Annotated in this window: 17 protein-coding genes; 2 read left to right on the forward strand and 15 right to left on the reverse strand. The window is 40.2% G+C overall.

The window, feature by feature from the left end; translation table 11 throughout:
* The first annotated feature begins 175 nt into the window (after window positions 1–175).
* Window positions 176–604 (forward strand): hypothetical protein, encoded by a 429-nt coding sequence (locus SD427_RS01180; protein ID WP_320559506.1) that lies wholly within the window; start codon window positions 176–178, stop codon window positions 602–604.
* 93 nt (window positions 605–697) lie between these two features.
* Here SD427_RS01180 and fabF read toward each other — a convergent pair whose 3' ends face one another.
* From fabF to SD427_RS01230, 10 genes are all read right to left on the reverse strand, one after another.
* Window positions 698–1,939 (reverse strand): beta-ketoacyl-ACP synthase II, encoded by a 1,242-nt coding sequence (gene fabF, locus SD427_RS01185; protein WP_320559507.1) that lies wholly within the window; start codon window positions 1,937–1,939, stop codon window positions 698–700.
* Window positions 1,940–2,365 (reverse strand): PaaI family thioesterase, encoded by a 426-nt coding sequence (locus SD427_RS01190; RefSeq protein WP_320559509.1) that lies wholly within the window; start codon window positions 2,363–2,365, stop codon window positions 1,940–1,942.
* Between the two features lie 8 nt (window positions 2,366–2,373).
* The gene (locus tag SD427_RS01195; RefSeq protein ID WP_320559510.1) at window positions 2,374–2,979 is read right to left on the reverse strand and encodes a TetR/AcrR family transcriptional regulator; all 606 of its coding nucleotides are present in this window, start codon (window positions 2,977–2,979) and stop codon (window positions 2,374–2,376) included.
* Between the two features lie 182 nt (window positions 2,980–3,161).
* Window positions 3,162–3,581, reverse strand: a complete 420-nt coding sequence (locus tag SD427_RS01200; protein ID WP_320559511.1) for an OsmC family protein — start codon at window positions 3,579–3,581, stop codon at window positions 3,162–3,164.
* Between the two features lie 89 nt (window positions 3,582–3,670).
* A complete protein-coding gene (locus SD427_RS01205) occupies window positions 3,671–4,537 on the reverse strand; it encodes an AraC family transcriptional regulator (RefSeq protein ID WP_320559512.1) in 867 nt (288 codons plus the stop codon).
* Between the two features lie 116 nt (window positions 4,538–4,653).
* On the reverse strand, window positions 4,654–7,320 hold the full coding sequence (locus SD427_RS01210) for a TonB-dependent receptor domain-containing protein (RefSeq protein WP_320559513.1): 2,667 nt from the start codon (window positions 7,318–7,320) through the stop codon (window positions 4,654–4,656).
* A gap of 67 nt (window positions 7,321–7,387) precedes the next feature.
* Window positions 7,388–7,759: a hypothetical protein gene (locus SD427_RS01215; RefSeq protein WP_320559514.1), complete on the reverse strand. Its 372-nt coding sequence runs from the start codon at window positions 7,757–7,759 to the stop codon at window positions 7,388–7,390.
* Between the two features lie 18 nt (window positions 7,760–7,777).
* Entirely contained in the window at window positions 7,778–8,431 is a 654-nt protein-coding gene (locus SD427_RS01220; protein WP_320559515.1) for a hypothetical protein, read from the reverse strand.
* A gap of 123 nt (window positions 8,432–8,554) precedes the next feature.
* The gene (locus SD427_RS01225; RefSeq protein ID WP_027387661.1) at window positions 8,555–9,241 is read right to left on the reverse strand and encodes a response regulator transcription factor; all 687 of its coding nucleotides are present in this window, start codon (window positions 9,239–9,241) and stop codon (window positions 8,555–8,557) included.
* 106 nt (window positions 9,242–9,347) lie between these two features.
* Window positions 9,348–10,895, reverse strand: a complete 1,548-nt coding sequence (locus SD427_RS01230; RefSeq protein WP_320559516.1) for a HAMP domain-containing sensor histidine kinase — start codon at window positions 10,893–10,895, stop codon at window positions 9,348–9,350.
* Window positions 10,896–11,099: 204 nt separating this feature from the next.
* Between SD427_RS01230 and SD427_RS01235 the strand changes: the two genes are divergently transcribed.
* Window positions 11,100–11,594, forward strand: a complete 495-nt coding sequence (locus SD427_RS01235; protein ID WP_320559517.1) for an SRPBCC family protein — start codon at window positions 11,100–11,102, stop codon at window positions 11,592–11,594.
* Between the two features lie 49 nt (window positions 11,595–11,643).
* Here the strand turns inward: SD427_RS01235 and SD427_RS01240 are convergent, their stop codons facing one another.
* The 5 genes from SD427_RS01240 to SD427_RS01260 all read right to left on the reverse strand — a co-directional run bounded on the left by SD427_RS01240 (window position 11,644) and on the right by SD427_RS01260 (window position 15,982).
* The gene (locus tag SD427_RS01240) at window positions 11,644–11,988 is read right to left on the reverse strand and encodes a hypothetical protein (protein ID WP_056218490.1); all 345 of its coding nucleotides are present in this window, start codon (window positions 11,986–11,988) and stop codon (window positions 11,644–11,646) included.
* Between the two features lie 116 nt (window positions 11,989–12,104).
* Entirely contained in the window at window positions 12,105–12,317 is a 213-nt protein-coding gene (locus SD427_RS01245; RefSeq protein ID WP_320559518.1) for a four helix bundle protein, read from the reverse strand.
* Between the two features lie 16 nt (window positions 12,318–12,333).
* Window positions 12,334–14,379, reverse strand: coding sequence for a S9 family peptidase (locus tag SD427_RS01250; RefSeq protein ID WP_320559519.1), 2,046 nt, complete (start codon window positions 14,377–14,379; stop codon window positions 12,334–12,336).
* A 164-nt stretch (window positions 14,380–14,543) separates the two neighbouring features.
* On the reverse strand, window positions 14,544–15,284 hold the full coding sequence (locus SD427_RS01255; protein ID WP_320561069.1) for a uroporphyrinogen-III synthase: 741 nt from the start codon (window positions 15,282–15,284) through the stop codon (window positions 14,544–14,546).
* A gap of 11 nt (window positions 15,285–15,295) precedes the next feature.
* Window positions 15,296–15,982, reverse strand: coding sequence for a DUF4271 domain-containing protein (locus SD427_RS01260; RefSeq protein ID WP_320559520.1), 687 nt, complete (start codon window positions 15,980–15,982; stop codon window positions 15,296–15,298).
* Window positions 15,983–16,005 lie beyond the last annotated feature (23 nt).

The following is a 16,005-nucleotide window of genomic DNA, read 5'->3' on the forward strand; positions in this document are numbered from 1 at the left end:
TTTTTTTGTTTTCAGATAATGCAGCTTTTCATGTACCTATAAATCTGTTCAATCTAAAATCTGCGGAAATTGAATCAACAGTTAATATTCAAAATATACTGTTATAATAATTGATAAAAAGGAAAATACTGACTAAAGGCATATGTCTTGTTATGGTACCCTAAAAATATATTTTATGAACGGACAATCTAGCCAAAATACTCCCATTAATACAAAAACAGAAGCAGCGGCCGGCTTTATTCCTGCCATACGGCTAATCAATAATTCTGACGGTTCATGCACTTTCGAGATAGGTAAACTCCCGACTTTGAAACGTATGAATACAACAGCTTTCTGGCTCAGCAATGCGACGGAAGAATGGGAAAAAGATGTGCATCCTGCCCCGCGAAGGCAATATGTGATTACTTTGAAAGGGAGTATCCGTTTTAAAGTGACAGATGGTTCTACATTTATGATCAGTCCGGGAATAATTCTTCTGGCAGAAGATCTTGAAGGACAAGGACACAGCTGGGATATGGCCGAAGGCATGGTATGGGAACGGCTTTATATTCCCATAGCAGACGGTGCTGATGATTTTTTTATCCCGGATCCGGATTGTGACTGATGAATTTCTAGAGCATATAATACCGCTTGTAAATTATATTCAAATGACAAAAGCAGCCTTAAAAAAACTGCTTTATCAAAGTATATTTTTAGTTTAATTGAATTTCTTAAAAACCACCGTTGCATTGTGTCCCCCGAAACCGAAGGCATTGCTCAGGGCATAATCTATATTTTTTTCTTTCGCCTCACCGAAAACAATATGCAGGTCTTTAGGGATATTTTCATCGATCCTGTGAAGATTGATGGTAGGCGGAATAATCCCGTTTTCAATTGCTTTGATCGAAAGAATGGCTTCGGCTGCTCCTGCTGCTCCCAATAAATGGCCCGTCATGGATTTGGTAGCACTGATATCCAGTTTTTTGCTTCCCTTGAATAATTTGTTGATCCCGTTGAGTTCTACCAGATCCCCCATGGGCGTAGAAGTTGCGTGCGGGTTAAGATAGTCAATATCTTCAGCATTGACTCCGGCTTCTTTCAAAGCCAGCTGCATGGCTTTAATGGCTCCGGTACCTTCCGGATGCGGTGCTGTCATGTGATATGCATCTGCCGTCATGGCTGCTCCTGTAAGTTCTGCATAAATCCTTGCTCCTCTTGCTTTAGCATGTTCATATTCTTCCAGGATTAAAGATCCCGCGCCTTCGCCCATCACAAAACCGTCCCGGTCTGCATCATAAGGCCTGCTTGCTGTGGAAAAATCATCATTTCTCGTAGACATTGCCTTCATGATTGAAAATCCTCCGACGGAAGCCGGGGTAACTGCCGCCTCAGAACCGCCGCTTACGATTACTTTTGCTTTCCCCAACCTGATATAATTGAAAGCATCCATTAAAGCCGTGTTCCCTGTAGCACAGGCCGAGATCGTTGTATAATTGATCCCCTGGAGCCCGAATTTCATAGAGATCATCCCGGAAGCCATGTTGGCAATAAACTTAGGCACAAAGAACGGGTTAAAACGCGGAGTGCCGTCCCCTTTTGTAAATTCCATTACTTCACTCTCAAAAGTCCACATACCGCCCTGCCCGGTTCCCCAGATAACACCCGTATCGAAAGGGTCCATATTTTCCAGTTCAAGCCCGGAGTCCTTAAGCGCTTCTGCAGTAGAATACATGGCATATTGTGAAAACAGGTCGCTCCGTTTGATTTCATTATGGGTAAGATGGACTTTCGGGTCAAAATTTTTAACTTCACATGCAAAATGCACTTTAAACTTTTCGGTGTCAAAGTGGGTGATTCTGTTGGCCCCGCTCACTCCATTGATGCTGTTCTGCCAGAATTCTTCAACATTATTTCCCAAAGGCGTCACTGCACCCAGACCCGTTATAACTACTCTTTTCATTTAACTGTTGGTTTTGAATAAATTAGAGGTTCCTCTTGCAATTAATCTTGTTTTGTCTGCATTCCATATTTCACACTGTGCATTGATGAATTGCTTTCCTCTTTTAATGATTTTCGTTTCGGCTACAATATTATCATTTTCTTTGGCAGCTGAAAAATAATCAATACTGTTATTTACAGTAACGATAAAGGTTTTTTCATTAAGTGAAAACATGGTCGCACCAATGACATCGTCTATGATGGCTGCCGTTACACCGCCGTGAAGGTTTCCCATCGGGTTCAGCCATTCTGTCCGTACCGTATACTGAAATTCTATCCGGCCTTCTTCTGCGGAGATTACAACAGGGTTCAGCCACTTCATAAAAGGAGAAGGCGATGCGGTAAATTCTTTCCCGATAAAAGACTGTAATGCCTTTAATTTATCCATATTATTGATTATAAGGGATTTTGTTTTATTTCTTTAGTGATAAGTCCTGAAATTCTGTCCAGCGCAAGATTCAGGTGGTTTTCATTTCCGGTGGTTTTGGATAGTAAAATTCCGCCTTCAATAAGCATGAGGAAGAGCGATGCATATTCTTCAGGGTTTATTTCCCCCCTGAATTCATCATTTTCCTGACCTGACCTGATAATGTCCGAAAGGGCTTTTTCCCAGTTTTCAAAAGAACGCTGTACCTGGCTTTTCAGTGCAGGGAAGGTATCGTCTGATTCTGTTGCAGCATTCATTATCGGACATCCTCCGTGTTTAAAAACAGAAGGCCAGCTGGTCCTGTAAAATGTAACAAAAGCATACAGCCGGTCTGAAGCGGTAAGAAATTCCTGGGTGAATGCATCTGACAGATTTTTTCTCAGCATTCCGGCATTGTATTTATACACTTCAATGGCTACTTCGTCCCTGTTTTCAAAATTGCCGTAAATACTTCCTTTTGTAAGTCCGGTTGCTTTTGTAATATCTGATAAAGACGTGGAGGTATAACCCTTCCGGTTAAACAAAGCGGCCGTTTTCTCAATGATAAACTGTCTGGTTTTTTCTGCTTTCGACATTATGTATTGATCTGTAGCAAATATACAAAAATATACCAATCGGTATATTTTATTCTAAAATTAAATCTGAGCTGTTGGACAACCCAGATTTAAGTAGTATTCAGATTTCAGTTTGTCGGCTTAGAATGATCATACATTCAGATTTTTTCTAATGACAAAATACCTTTCACCTTTATATTTAATTAGTTAGATAAGGTAGCCTCCAAGGTGATTTCAAAACTAAAAGCTGCGCTTACAGGGCATCCTTCTTCGGCAATCTTAGCATACTTCTGGAATTCCTCTTCTGAAATCCCCGAAACTTTTGCCGTTAATGTCAGTTCAGATTTTGTAATCTTCCCGATGCTTGGATCCAGTGTGATCACTGATTTTGTTGTTAACTCTTCAGGAGTAAATCCGGCCTGGGAAAGTTCTGCGCTCAGTTTCATCGTAAAGCATCCGGCGTGGGCTGCTGCCAGCAATTCTTCAGGATTGGTTCCTACACCTTCTTCAAAACGGCTGCCGAAAGAATACTGGGTCTGGTTCAGGGTAGTGCTTTGTGTTGTCAAATGGCCTTTTCCTTCTTTTACGGTACCGTTCCAAACGGCTGTTGCGTTGCGTTTCATAATGTTTTGTATTTAATTATTTAATGTTATGTTGTTTCAATGAGACAAATGTATGGCAGATATTATTCCAAATCATTAGATAAAGAGAACTAAATATTGTACTTTTTTCCTGAACTATAATTTTTCCTGAAATTTGTGGGCGTACTTCCAGTTTTTCCTGTGAAAAGGCGGTTAAAATAAGCAGGATCTTCATACCCCAGATTATAGGCAATTTCTTTTACCGGTTTGTCTGTGTAAAGCAGCAGCCTTTTGGCTTCCAGTAAAATCCTGTTGATGATCATCCGGTTTGGGGATTCCAGGTTTAAATTTTTAAACTTATGTGTGAGTGTCTTCGGGACGATGTGAAGCAAGCCTGCATAATCGGCAACATGGTGTTTTTCCCTGAAATGAATTTCCAGATAGCGGCTGAAATCACGGAAAATATCCAGTTCATGACCCGGGATTTTCACAGTGTCATTATCCAGATTCTGTTTTTTCCACATCCTGGTAGCATGGATGATTATCTGTTTCAGATACGTCCGGATCATTTCCTCTGCGGAAGAATCTTTCCATTCCAGTTCCTGTTTAATACTTTGGAATATGTTTTTAATAACAGTACTTTCCTTTTCGTTAAGTACCACAAAAGGAATTTCAAAAACATTGTGGAAAAGCAGTCCGTCACAGGCCACTTCTTTATCATGGATCTGGATACAGTAAAAGTCCCTGTTGTAATATAAAAGGTTTGATTCTTTAACACCTTTTTCAACCTGAAGATGCTGATTGGTGAGAAAAAATAAAGAAGGCTGTTCTGTTTTGTAATGGCTGAAATCTACGCTCAGTTCATATCCTTCAGGAACATACAGGATCTTAATCTCGGATTTATATTCATTTTCTTTGAGAGCCTCCGGATTGTTTTCAGAAAAAGTTTCAAACCCTAATTTTTTGTAGCTGTCTTCAAAAATAAGTTTTTGTGGCATACGTTTACTTTAGCATAAAGGTATAAAAAAGCATGATATCTGAATTGAAGTCAGGCTATCATGCTTTATTTTTATTAAAATTTTAATATAATAATTATTGAAATATTAAATTAAGCTTAAAATGTTACATCCAATCCAACATACACATTGGCCTTCATCACCGGAGCATACACCATGCCGCCGTCGAAATAGTTTCCGAAAGGATTTTTAAAATCTATAATTGCATTTTTCTGGTAATAGGACGTCAGGTTTTCCCCGCCCAGATACATCCTGATTTTTTTATTGAAATTCCTGGAAATCTGTGCATTTAAAATGGCATAGGACTCGGAATAACCGGGCATTCGGAATGCTTCCGGATTGGTTGAAGTGTCAGGTAGCCTTTGTTTCCCGATCCAGTTTAAAGTCGTATCAAAACTCCAGAATCCGCCTTTGCTGTTTTTACCGGTGGCGTAAGCAAGATTCACAAATCCCCTGTTTTTTGCCATAAACGGAATTTCACGCCTTCCGTCCAGATAATCTGCCTGAACATCATAATATTTATAAGCCAGCCTGACTTCAAAATTTTTCAGAGGCATAAAATCCCATTGGGTCTGAAAAGAGTTGGCAAATGACTTTCCGTCCAAGTTATAAAATACCAGCTGCTGAGGCGAACGGTCCAGGTCCACCATAACCTGATCCTGGAAATCTGTCCTGAAAAAATCAGCAATAATTGTGGATTTTCTTCCGAATATTTTAAATTCCTGCTGCAGGCTGGCTCCGTAATTCCAGGCAATTTCCGGTTTCAGGCCGTAGATATTTCCACCGTTCTGTAAAATCCGGATGTTTCTGTTGGAGGCAAAGTACTGCTGGCTTTCCGCAAAGACATTGGCCGTCCTGAACCCTCTTCCGGCAGACAGCCTGAGGATTGTCTGTGGTGTAATGTCATATTTGAAATTTACCCTTGGTGTGAACTGTGTGCCCGCCAGATTGTGGAAATCCACCCTTGCACCTGCCACTAAGGTATATTTCAGCCCGGTAAGTGTGTATTCCGCAAAAGCACCGGGAACGATTTCATTTCTCTTAAACTGATCCCCAAGATACATTTCATCATAACCGTCATACATAAAACTGGCTCCGGCTTTATACTTGTGATTGGTATTCCCGAGAATACTCTCAAAAATAAGGTTGGAATAATAAGTATGCTGCTTCCCGGAATAATCCCTCAGGCCGAAAAAGCTTTCCTGCTGATGAAAAGTATACTGGTTCATCCAGCCAAGGCTCTGATAAGGCTTGCCTTTGAAAACATAACCCGTCTTATTCCAGGCCTGAAACCTGGAAATATCAATCCCGACCCCGTAAAGCGGCTGTTTGTCCTGCGGAATGGTTTTATTAAAACCGGTCTGCCCGGACGTTCTTTCGTCTTTAATAAAATTGATTCCGAAATGTGAACCGAAGCCTGAGTGTTCCAGGTCGTTATAATTCAGCAGATAAGCCGCATTGATCTGTGTTCCTTTCGGACGGTCGAGAAAACCGTCATCATTCATATCCGTATCACCGAATGTTCCGTTTCCGTGCAGCAGGAAAGTCTGGGACCATTGGTCATTGATTTTTGAAACACTGGTGATGTTGGCTTCGGCCCTGCCGTTGAAATCAGCGAAAAGATTCAGGGAGGTCTCAGGTTTCTCAGCATTTTTCAGCAGTTCGGTATTGATCTGGCCGGTGATGCTTTCATAGCCGTTAGTCACTGTGCTTCCGCCTTTGGTCAGCTGAATGCTCTCAATCCATCTTCCGGGAATAAAGTTTAATCCGTAGGCAGAGGCAAGACCTCTGATTTCAGGTAATAATTCCTTTGTTAAGCTCGTGTATTTCTGGTCCAGGCCTAACATTTTCAACTGTTTGGTTCCCGTTACCGCATTGCTGAAAGAAACATCTACGGTGGCATTGGTTTCAAAACTTTCGGATAAGTTACAGCAGGCTGCTTTTAGAAGTTCTTTCCGGTCAATATTAAAGACCAGCCCTGCTTCTTTTTTATTTAGGGAAGTGGCGGCTTTGGAACCTGTTACGGTAATGCCTTCGATATCTTTTCCTTGGTCTCCTGCTGAAGCATGATCTGCATGCCCTGAGTCTGAAGCTTCTTCAGAATGTACTTTCGGATTGGGTTCACCCAAAGGTATTTCCCTGTCATACAGGCAGCAGGAAGGCAGATTTTTATAGGTAGCATCGGTAGATCTGTACTTTTCATTATCATGTCCTGCTTCTGCAATTTTTTTCAGGATTTTATCTGAAGAAGTCTTTGCAGGATCAAACGCTAAAGTAACGGATTGTTTTTCTGCATTCCATTCGGCAGAATCTGCGCCGGCATTTATAGCGGTTTTTTCAATTCTTGCTTTGCAGGATTCACAGTTTCCCTTTACATAAAATTCATTTTCTTTTTTTTGCTGATGCTCATGTGCGTTTGCCATTGCCGGAAGCGCATTCCTGCTGTAACGGCAGCATCCGGGAAGAAATTCATATGCAAGGTCTGGTGCTTTGAATTTTTCATTATCATGGCCGGCTTCAGATACTTTTTTCAGGATGTCATCGGTAGAAATGCTGTTTTCAGCTTCCAGCATCAGTGTCTGGGAATCAATAGAATATTCTGCACGTTTGGCTCCTGCTTTCAGGGCTGTGCTCTCGATCCTTGCTTTGCACATCTCACAGTTCCCTTTTACTTTGAATGTGTTTTCAGAAAGATTCTGGGCAAATACAGTCTGTGCAGACAGGAAGAATATACCAAGAATAATCCTGGAAATATATAATTTCATTTTGTTTAAAATTTAGATTAATAAAAACTGTCCATTAAAGGATAATGAACCTTGTTGTCTGTTTCAATTAACCTATTTTCGGCGGTTGCCAGATTTCTTTTAAACGGTCTGAAAGATAAGGATCAGCATACTGATCCATTAAATTTTTATTGGATTTGTAATAGGATATTTCCAGCTGCAGGCTTTTGGAAAAAGGAGCTTCAATGAAGCTGTAGCAGAGCACACAGACAGAGCAGCAGGTATCCTTATTACAGGAAGACGGCTTCCGGTCTTTATGCTGCTGGTTATTTGAGCCTCCTTGATGATCGTCTTTACAACAATCTGCTGAGGAGTTTTCCTTACAGCAGTTTTCCTCAAAATTCTGAGCATAGGAATTGTCTTTGGGAGTTAAAAAAATACCCAGGCAGAAAACAATTGCTATGATCTGAAATAGTTTCACTGTACAAAAATAAGGAATTTATGGCAAAGCTTCACCAACTTTTACCGCACAATTATGCCACGGTTCTCCGTGAGCGGGGTTTAACGCGGGTTTTTCACCTGTAGGAGCCGGTGTAGGTGCAGGAGGCGTATTCTGTGCTATTGTTTGGGTCTGCTGAGGAGCAGGTGCCGGTTTGCTGTTCAAAGGCTGCCCTACGGGAATATCACATCTATGGCCGGGCTCTCCGTGCGGAGGATTCATTCCTTTTGCGGTTTTAACAGTTTTTGCCTTGCCGCTGTTGTCTACGGTAAATTTTCCGGGCTGTAAGGAATTAGGATCAATCTGTATTGTCTGGCCCTGATTAGTATTTACGTTAACATTTTGGGTTCCCTGTTGTTGTGTTTGTGCCGGGGCTGAGCTCAGAGGCTGGCCTACCGGGATGTCACATCGGTGCCCCGGCTGGCCGTGAGCAGGATTTATTCCAGGCGCGACAACAGTAACAGCAGCTGCAGCTGAATTTTGCACAGTCTGTATGCCCGCTTGGTCCAGAAGAGATGTCTTGGAAGCTGTATTAACTGCTGCAGCCGGCTGCTGAACGCCTGCTTCTTCTGTTAAATAGGTGGCCCTTTCATCCTTTTTGCAGGAAATGACTGCTATGGATAAGGCAATTAAGCCTAAAAATGTATTCTTCATATAAAACAAAATTAGCAAAACATTTTCAATTGCCTTGCTAATTTTACATTTATAATGGTCATCAGCCTTATGTTTTTATTTCAGGTCTTTAATTATAATGTGAATAATTATTAACTTTTTGCATTAATTTTTTACCAAAAGCCTGAACCCTTCTCCATGAACATTGATGATTTCCAAGCCTTCATCATCTTTCAGTAATTTACGCAGCTTGGCAATATACACATCCATACTTCTGGCGGTGAAGTAATTTTCTTTCTTCCAGATTTTTCTTAAAGCCAGGTCTCTCGGCATGAAATCGTTTCTGTGGATGCATAGAAGTTTCAGCAGTTCGTTTTCTTTAGGGGAAAGCTTGTATTCGTTATCTCCCACCCGCAGCTGCCTCAGCATGGAATCAAAGAAAATATTGCTGATCTTGAACTGTTCCTGCTCTTCATTTTCAAGAGTGGAGCTTCTCTGAAGGATTGCCTTGATTTTATATAAAAGCAACTCGGTATCAAACGGTTTGGTGATGTAATCGTCAGCTCCCAGCTGGTATCCTTTCAGTATATCTTCACGCATATTCCTTGCGGTAAGAAAAATAATCGGTGTGTTTTTATCTATTTTTTTAACATCTTCAGCCAATGAAAACCCGTCTTTTTTAGGCATCATCACATCAAAAATACAGATATCGAATTCATTTTCCGTAAATTCCTTTAATCCCTGTTCTCCGTCTACAGCAAGCGTCACTTCGAAATTATTGATGGATAAATAATCTTTCAGTACGGCACCGAAACTCTGGTCGTCTTCTACTAATAATATTCTGTTGCTCATAATTTATTCAGTTAAAAATTAATAATCAGAGTAAATGGGTCACTCTTCTTGTGTATTTATTATTTGGTTGCTTTGCTTTATTCAATTTAATTGATTGTTGCTTCAGTTAGCCCATCGGCAGCTTTATGGTAAACGTGCTTCCTTTTTCTTTTTGGGAATCCACGATGATCAGCCCTTTATGAAGCTCTACGATTTTTTTCACGTAAGAAAGCCCAAGGCCCTGTCCCTTTACGTTATGGATATTCCCGGTTTCTTCCCTGAAGAACTTCTCAAATATCTTGGTTTTATTCTGGGTTTCCATGCCTATTCCTTTATCGGAAATCTCAATTACATATAAATTCCCTTCATTGCTCGTTTTTATGGAAATTTCGGGAGCTTCCGGAGAATACTTATTGGCATTGTCCAACAGGTTCACCAGCATATTGGAAATATGGAACTCATCAATTTTAAAAATGTAATTCGTGGCATTGAATTCCTGTTTGAGCGTTCCGTTCCGCTGCTGGATAATCAGGTTGAACGATTCCGTGGTCCTTCTGATCAGCTCTCTCACGTTGGCTTCTTTCAGGAACAGCCGCACTTCATTCCTTTCAAGCTTAGACATATTCAGGACATTTTCCACCTGTTTTTTCATCCTCAAATTTTCCTGCTTAATCAGTTCCGAGTAGTATTTAACCTTATCCGGGTTGGTGGCAATTTTATCATTCGCCAGCGAGTCAGTTGCCACGGAGATCGTTGCCAGGGGCGTCTTGAACTCGTGAGACATATTATTGATGAAATCCGTTTTTACCTCTGCAAGTTTTTTCTGCCGCATCATATAATTAATAGAGATAATATAGATGCCCAGAATCGTTAATAATGAAAGGAAAGTCCCCAGAAGCATCGGCCAGTTGTTCATGGCCAGAGAGTATTCCTTTTTCGGGAAGACCAGTGCCAGGGTATACAATGTCCTTTCTTTTGAATCTGTAAAAAGAGGGTAGCTGTAGGTATTGTTGTCTTTTTTATCTCTATACAGCTTATTCACAACGCTGGTCAGCTTATTGCTTTTATCTGTGATCCCATATCCGAATGTTGCTGAAATCCCTCTGATCCTTAATTCTTTCGTAATCACAGAGTCCAGGATTTTTTCATCCACTCTTTTGGTAATGGGCAAATTGTTGCCGTTCACCTTTACAAACTCTTTCATTGCATAATCCCCGTTTTCAATATCCCGGTTAAGATCGGCGGTGAGAAGTTCCCGGCTTGTGGTATCCCTTTTGATCTTATAGGCGGCCTCGTCAGAATATAAGGTAGTCAGTTTCAGCGAGTCTCCTTTCTGGGAAAGCGGAAGCTGGTTTTTTTCGATAATGTTTTTTGAATAAACAATCTGGCGTTGGGTTCCGGAGTCTTCAACCTGTTGAATAGCGGTTAAAGAAGGCTGGCTGCTGCTGGCGAGAATATTGTTCCTGAAATTTTTATTATCGATATTGAGGTATTGGTCCACCTCAACTTCACCGATGATTTTCGAAGTATTTTCCAAAGCGGAATAGACTTTGGATGAAAAGTCCTGATCCAAAGCTCCGTAATACCTTTTCAGCCAATAAAACTGCAGTGTTACGAAAACAATCAGTGAGATTGTCATAAACACGGAGATTATCGGAATGAACTTATTATTCATGTAGCGTTTTTTATAATGTTTTAAGAAAGATAATGTTAAAATTAATCATTTTATGACTTGCTAAACAAAAAATGAACCATAAAATTGTGTAATTTGTCTTAAAAGAATGTTTTTTAACATTTATTTAGTAAACTTTGGGTTATCTTTAATAGACGGAATCGTTCAATGCATAATAAATTACCAACAATTAAATAAATAATTAATATGAAGCATGATCTTATTTTTAACAAAGATTTTAATGCCAACAGCATCTATGTGATGACCGTATACGATACTGATATTCCCAATATCTGGGATTATTTTACCCAATCAGGCTTGCTGGATCTGTGGTGGGCTCCGAAACCCTGGGCATGCAAAACCGTAAGCCAGGATTTTAATGAAGGCGGAATATGGCTGTATGCCATGGCAGGACCGGACGGTAAAAAACATTATGCCCGGATAAAATACGGTGAGATCACCGAACACCGGAGCTTTGACGCTACTGATGCTTTCTGTGATGAGAATGGTAACCCGGATGAAAGCTTTCCACAGGTACAATGGCTTATTGGTTTCACGGGAGTGGAAGAGGGGGCCAAGGTAACGGTAAATATTCACTTCCAGTCTGAAGAAGAAATGAAAAAGATCCTTGAGACGGGATTTGAGGAAGGCTTTACCACCGGACTGAAACAGTTAGAAAAGCTCTTAACAGAAAAAAGTTAAGCCATAAAAAAATCGGAAAGAGATGTTACACTTTCCGATTTTTTATTTTTCAGATCAGTTCTTCGTCCTGGAAATACTGGATGATTGCTTTTTTCATCAGGATCTGCTGTTCATTGGGTTTGAGCTCGGGGAGCTTTTCCTTTTCTTCGAAATGAGGATATCCATCATCGTCATAATGGGAAAACTTATAATATCCGAAAGGTTCCAGCAATCTGCAGACCGCAATATGAAGCAGATTGACCTTATCGTCTTTTGTATATTTCTGCTGCCCGCTTCCCAGTTCCTGCAGCCCGATCAGAAATAAATAGGTTTCAATCGGAGCATCTTTTTCAGTATCAAAGTTTTCAATAAAAAACTGTTGTATTTTCTGCCAGTATTCTGCGTCGTTAGTCATAATTTATAAATGATTAAATCAGGAGATTAGTCTTTTCCTGTAAGAAGAAGTGGTTTTTAATACTCCTTCAGTTTAAATTTTTAAATTGGTTAAATTTCTTTCTGAACATAATTCAATTATTCCGGTATTTTAGGCCAAAATAATGTTTCATCGGTTTTTGCAATAGCAATGCATACTTTCAAAAACCTTTCTGCTTTTGATCTTGTTCTACACATGGCCCTGTAATTTGCCGCTGTTGATGTTGAAGAACGGCAAATCTGTTTTCTGATTACAGAAAAAGCTTCATGATAAGGAAGTCCGGATAATTCTTTGATGATTGTAATCTGCATTATCCATTATTTATCATTATGCTTTATGATTGATCATCAGTAGAAATGCATATTCCAGTGCATCTTCCTTTAAGGATTCAAACCTTCCGCTGGCCCCGCCGTGTCCGGCGCTCATATCTGTTTTGAATACCAGGAGATTGTCATCTGTTTTCAGTTCCCTCAGTTTTGCCGTCCATTTGGCAGGTTCCCAATACTGTACCTGGGAATCATGAAGTCCGGTGGTGATCAGGATATTCGGATAGCTTTTAGCCTCTATATTGTCATAAGGTGAATAGGATTTCATGTAATGATAATATTCTTCATCATTCGGGTTTCCCCATTCATCATATTCTCCGGTAGTGAGAGGGATGGTTTCATCCAGCATGGTCGTCACCACATCCACAAAAGGAACCTGGGCTACAATACCGTTGAACAGGGAAGGTTCATAGTTCATTACGGCACCAACAAGCAATCCCCCTGCGCTTCCGCCCATTGCATAAAGATGATTTGAGGAAGTGTAATTTTCCCGGATCAGGTATTTCCCGGCATCGATAAAATCAAAGAATGTATTTTTCTTGAACAGCATTTTGCCGTCTTCGTACCATTCTCTTCCCAAATATTCTCCGCCCCTGATATGGGCAATGGCATAAATAAACCCCCGGTCTAAAATCGACAGCCTTACATTGGAAAAACTGGCATCTACCGTATGCCCATAACTTCCATACCCATATAAAAGCAGCGGTGTATCCGAAGATTTTTTGGTGTCTTTATGGTACACAAGCGAAATCGGGATTCTGGCTTCACCGTCTCTGGAATCTGCCCAGATCCTTTCGGAAATATAATTTTCAGGTAAGAATTTTCCGCCTAAAACCTCCTGCTGTTTCAGGAGCTCGGTGGTTTTTTCCTTCATATTATATTCATAGGTCGAGCTGGGCTGTGTCAGCGACGTATACCCGTAACGCAGAATCTCAGTGTCAAATTCCAGATTAACCCCGATATAAGCAGTATAGGTGGGATCTGAAAATGGAAGGTAATAAGATTCCCCGGTTTTCTCATCAATAATTTTTATCTGTAATAAGCCTTCTTCACGTTCTTCCAGCACCAGGTAGTTTTTGAAAATCTCAAAGCCTTCCAACAGTACTTCCGGGCGGTGCGGGATAACGTCTGCCCAGTTTTCCATACCGCAGTTGTTGATTTTGGTTTTTACGATCTTAAAGTTAAAGGCATCGCCGGCATTTGTGATGATGTAAAATTCATCTTCGTAATGCTCTACCGAATATTCAAGGTCATCAACTCTCGGCTGTATCATCGTCCAGTCTGCAAAAACATCATCAGAAGGGATAAAACGGTGCTCGTCTGAAATGGTGCTTGAGCTTGCCAGGAAAATATATTCCATGGATTTCGTCTTGAAAACGTTCACGTCGAAAGTATCATCCTCCTCATGAAAGATCAGGACGTCTTCAGCGGTATCGGTCCCGAGTTTATGTCTGTACACTTGGAATGCGCGCAGGCTTTCGTCTTTCCTGATATAAAAAACATGTTCGTTATCGTTGGCCCAAACAGCTTTTCCGGTGGTATTCTCGATTTTATCGGGAAGTATTTCTCCGGTCCGTAAATTCTTAAAATTAATAGTATAAATTCTTCGGCTTACATTGTCTGATGAGAAGGAGGCCAGCTCATTGTTGGGAGCCACTGCTACGCTTCCTACTTCAAAATAGCTCTCGCCTTCAGCCAGTACGTTGACATCAAGAATGATTTCCTCCCGGTTTTCTAAGCTTTTGTGCTTTCTGCAGAAAATAGGATATTCTTTTCCTTCCTCGTAACGCACGATATACCAGTATCCGTTGAAGAAATAGGGCAGAGACTCATCATCCTTTTTATAGCGGGCTTTCATTTCTTCGAAGAGTTCTTCCTGAAAAGCCTCCGTATCTTTCATTACAAAATCTGCGTAGGCATTTTCTTCTTCCAAATATTTGATGACGTCTGCATTTTCTCTTTCATTGAGCCAGAAATACGGGTCAACCCTCTTGTCGCCGTGTATTTCAAGTACTTTTTCTATTTTTTTTGCTTGTGGGGCTTCCATCCGAATTTTAAATTTTTAGGGTAACCGGACCGAATGCCATCATCATACTTTAATGGTCAAAGTTTTATGACATTTCGCTCCGTGTTAATTTCTGTTCAAATTTAATTAAAAAAAAACCATCTTTCCTGTATGAAAAGACGGTTGGTATGTATTTTATGTTAAAGCTACTTATGAAGTGTTTTAAGATATTTTTCCAGTGCCATGGTCATGGACGGGTTTTCTTTTGTAGGAGCCATCAGGTCCACTTTTAATCCTGCTTCTTCCGCCGCCCCTGAAGTTGTTGTTCCGAAAACACCGATTTTTGTTTCTTCCTGCTTGAAATCCGGGAAATTCTGCTGTAATGACTTGATTCCCTGGGGACTGAAGAAAATAAGCATGTCGTAATCGTTAATGTTGATATCCGTAAGGTCACTGCATACCGTTCTGTACATAATTGCCCTTTTCCAGTCTGCATTAGAGGATTCCATTGTTTTCACAATGTCCGGACTCAAAACATCTGAAGACGGCAAGAGGTATTTTTCACCGGGAAATTTTTTAAAAAGAGGCAGCAGGTCTGAGAAATTCTTTTCCCCGAAGCTGATCTTTCTCTTCCTGTACACAATATGCTTCTGAAGGTAATTGGCAATTGCTTCAGATTGGCAGATGTAACGCATGGTATCAGGCACTGCAAAACGCAGTTCTTCAGCTAGCCTGAAATAATGGTCTATCGCATTCTTGCTCGTGAAAATAATCCCGGTATACTGCGTAAGATCAATTTTCTGTGTTCTGAGTTCTTTATTGTCTGCTCCCTCAACATGGATGAAAGGACGGAAATCAATCTTTATTTTTTCCTTCTTTGCAATTTCCAGATACGGAGATGACTCGCTAGGTGCCGGTTGAGATACCAAAATAGACTTTATTCTCATCATTGACTTTATTAAAAAAATAATAATTTCCAAAGCATCAAAAGCGGTGCTATTTGGAGGGTGCAAATATACAAAAATTTATAATACCATTTTTCAGGTAATATGTTGTTATTGTGAAATAAATAGAAAAAAACCTTGAAAATGAAAACGATAGAAAAGAAGATTAAATAATATAAAAACATTTTATTTCTGTCAATCGGGAAATAATAGTGGGTTACACACAAAATGAGCAATAAAAAAGACAGGATAAAGTAAAATTTTGTAGAGGTAAAGTAAAAAACAGCCCATTTTTTCCCATCACCGATGCTCTGGAAAAATAAAAATCCCAGTCCTGATTTTATGAAATAAAAAAGCATTACAGCAAGCAGACAGAACCCGAACTTATTGAGTTGGTATCCCAGAATCTGCAGGTCAGCCACATATTTCGGAACCGTAGGGATATACTGAGAGAGTAGAACGGACAGCGTCAGAAAGATAACGCAGGAGGTAATTACCCAGCTCGGCAGGTTATTGCTGGCATCAAAATATTTTTGAAGCAGGAAATCTTTCGTATTGGCCTCTCTTTCTACAATGTTCATCATAAAAAGATAAAGAAAGATACAGCCCAGCAATATAAAGATGACCCAGTCGTTATTTTCAGGGATTCTTATTTGGTTGATAAAATGTTGTGATCGTGGCAACGGAAATATTTTCTGCAAAATTATAGATTATTTTGTATAAA

Origin of the sequence: Chryseobacterium sp. JJR-5R (genome assembly GCF_034047335.1) — a bacterium.
Lineage (GTDB): Bacteria > Bacteroidota > Bacteroidia > Flavobacteriales > Weeksellaceae > Chryseobacterium.

Coding starts and splice junctions, on each gene's coding strand:
- SD427_RS01180 (WP_320559506.1), top strand. CDS start 176: ATGAACGGACAATCTAGCCAAAATACTCCCATTAATACAAAAACAGAA.
- fabF (WP_320559507.1), bottom strand. CDS start 1,939: ATGAAAAGAGTAGTTATAACGGGTCTGGGTGCAGTGACGCCTTTGGGA.
- SD427_RS01190 (WP_320559509.1), bottom strand. CDS start 2,365: ATGGATAAATTAAAGGCATTACAGTCTTTTATCGGGAAAGAATTTACC.
- SD427_RS01195 (WP_320559510.1), bottom strand. CDS start 2,979: ATGTCGAAAGCAGAAAAAACCAGACAGTTTATCATTGAGAAAACGGCC.
- SD427_RS01200 (WP_320559511.1), bottom strand. CDS start 3,581: ATGAAACGCAACGCAACAGCCGTTTGGAACGGTACCGTAAAAGAAGGA.
- SD427_RS01205 (WP_320559512.1), bottom strand. CDS start 4,537: ATGCCACAAAAACTTATTTTTGAAGACAGCTACAAAAAATTAGGGTTT.
- SD427_RS01210 (WP_320559513.1), bottom strand. CDS start 7,320: ATGAAATTATATATTTCCAGGATTATTCTTGGTATATTCTTCCTGTCT.
- SD427_RS01220 (WP_320559515.1), bottom strand. CDS start 8,431: ATGAAGAATACATTTTTAGGCTTAATTGCCTTATCCATAGCAGTCATT.
- SD427_RS01225 (WP_027387661.1), bottom strand. CDS start 9,241: ATGAGCAACAGAATATTATTAGTAGAAGACGACCAGAGTTTCGGTGCC.
- SD427_RS01230 (WP_320559516.1), bottom strand. CDS start 10,895: ATGAATAATAAGTTCATTCCGATAATCTCCGTGTTTATGACAATCTCA.
- SD427_RS01235 (WP_320559517.1), top strand. CDS start 11,100: ATGAAGCATGATCTTATTTTTAACAAAGATTTTAATGCCAACAGCATC.
- SD427_RS01240 (WP_056218490.1), bottom strand. CDS start 11,988: ATGACTAACGACGCAGAATACTGGCAGAAAATACAACAGTTTTTTATT.
- SD427_RS01245 (WP_320559518.1), bottom strand. CDS start 12,317: ATGCAGATTACAATCATCAAAGAATTATCCGGACTTCCTTATCATGAA.
- SD427_RS01250 (WP_320559519.1), bottom strand. CDS start 14,379: ATGGAAGCCCCACAAGCAAAAAAAATAGAAAAAGTACTTGAAATACAC.
- SD427_RS01255 (WP_320561069.1), bottom strand. CDS start 15,284: ATGAGAATAAAGTCTATTTTGGTATCTCAACCGGCACCTAGCGAGTCA.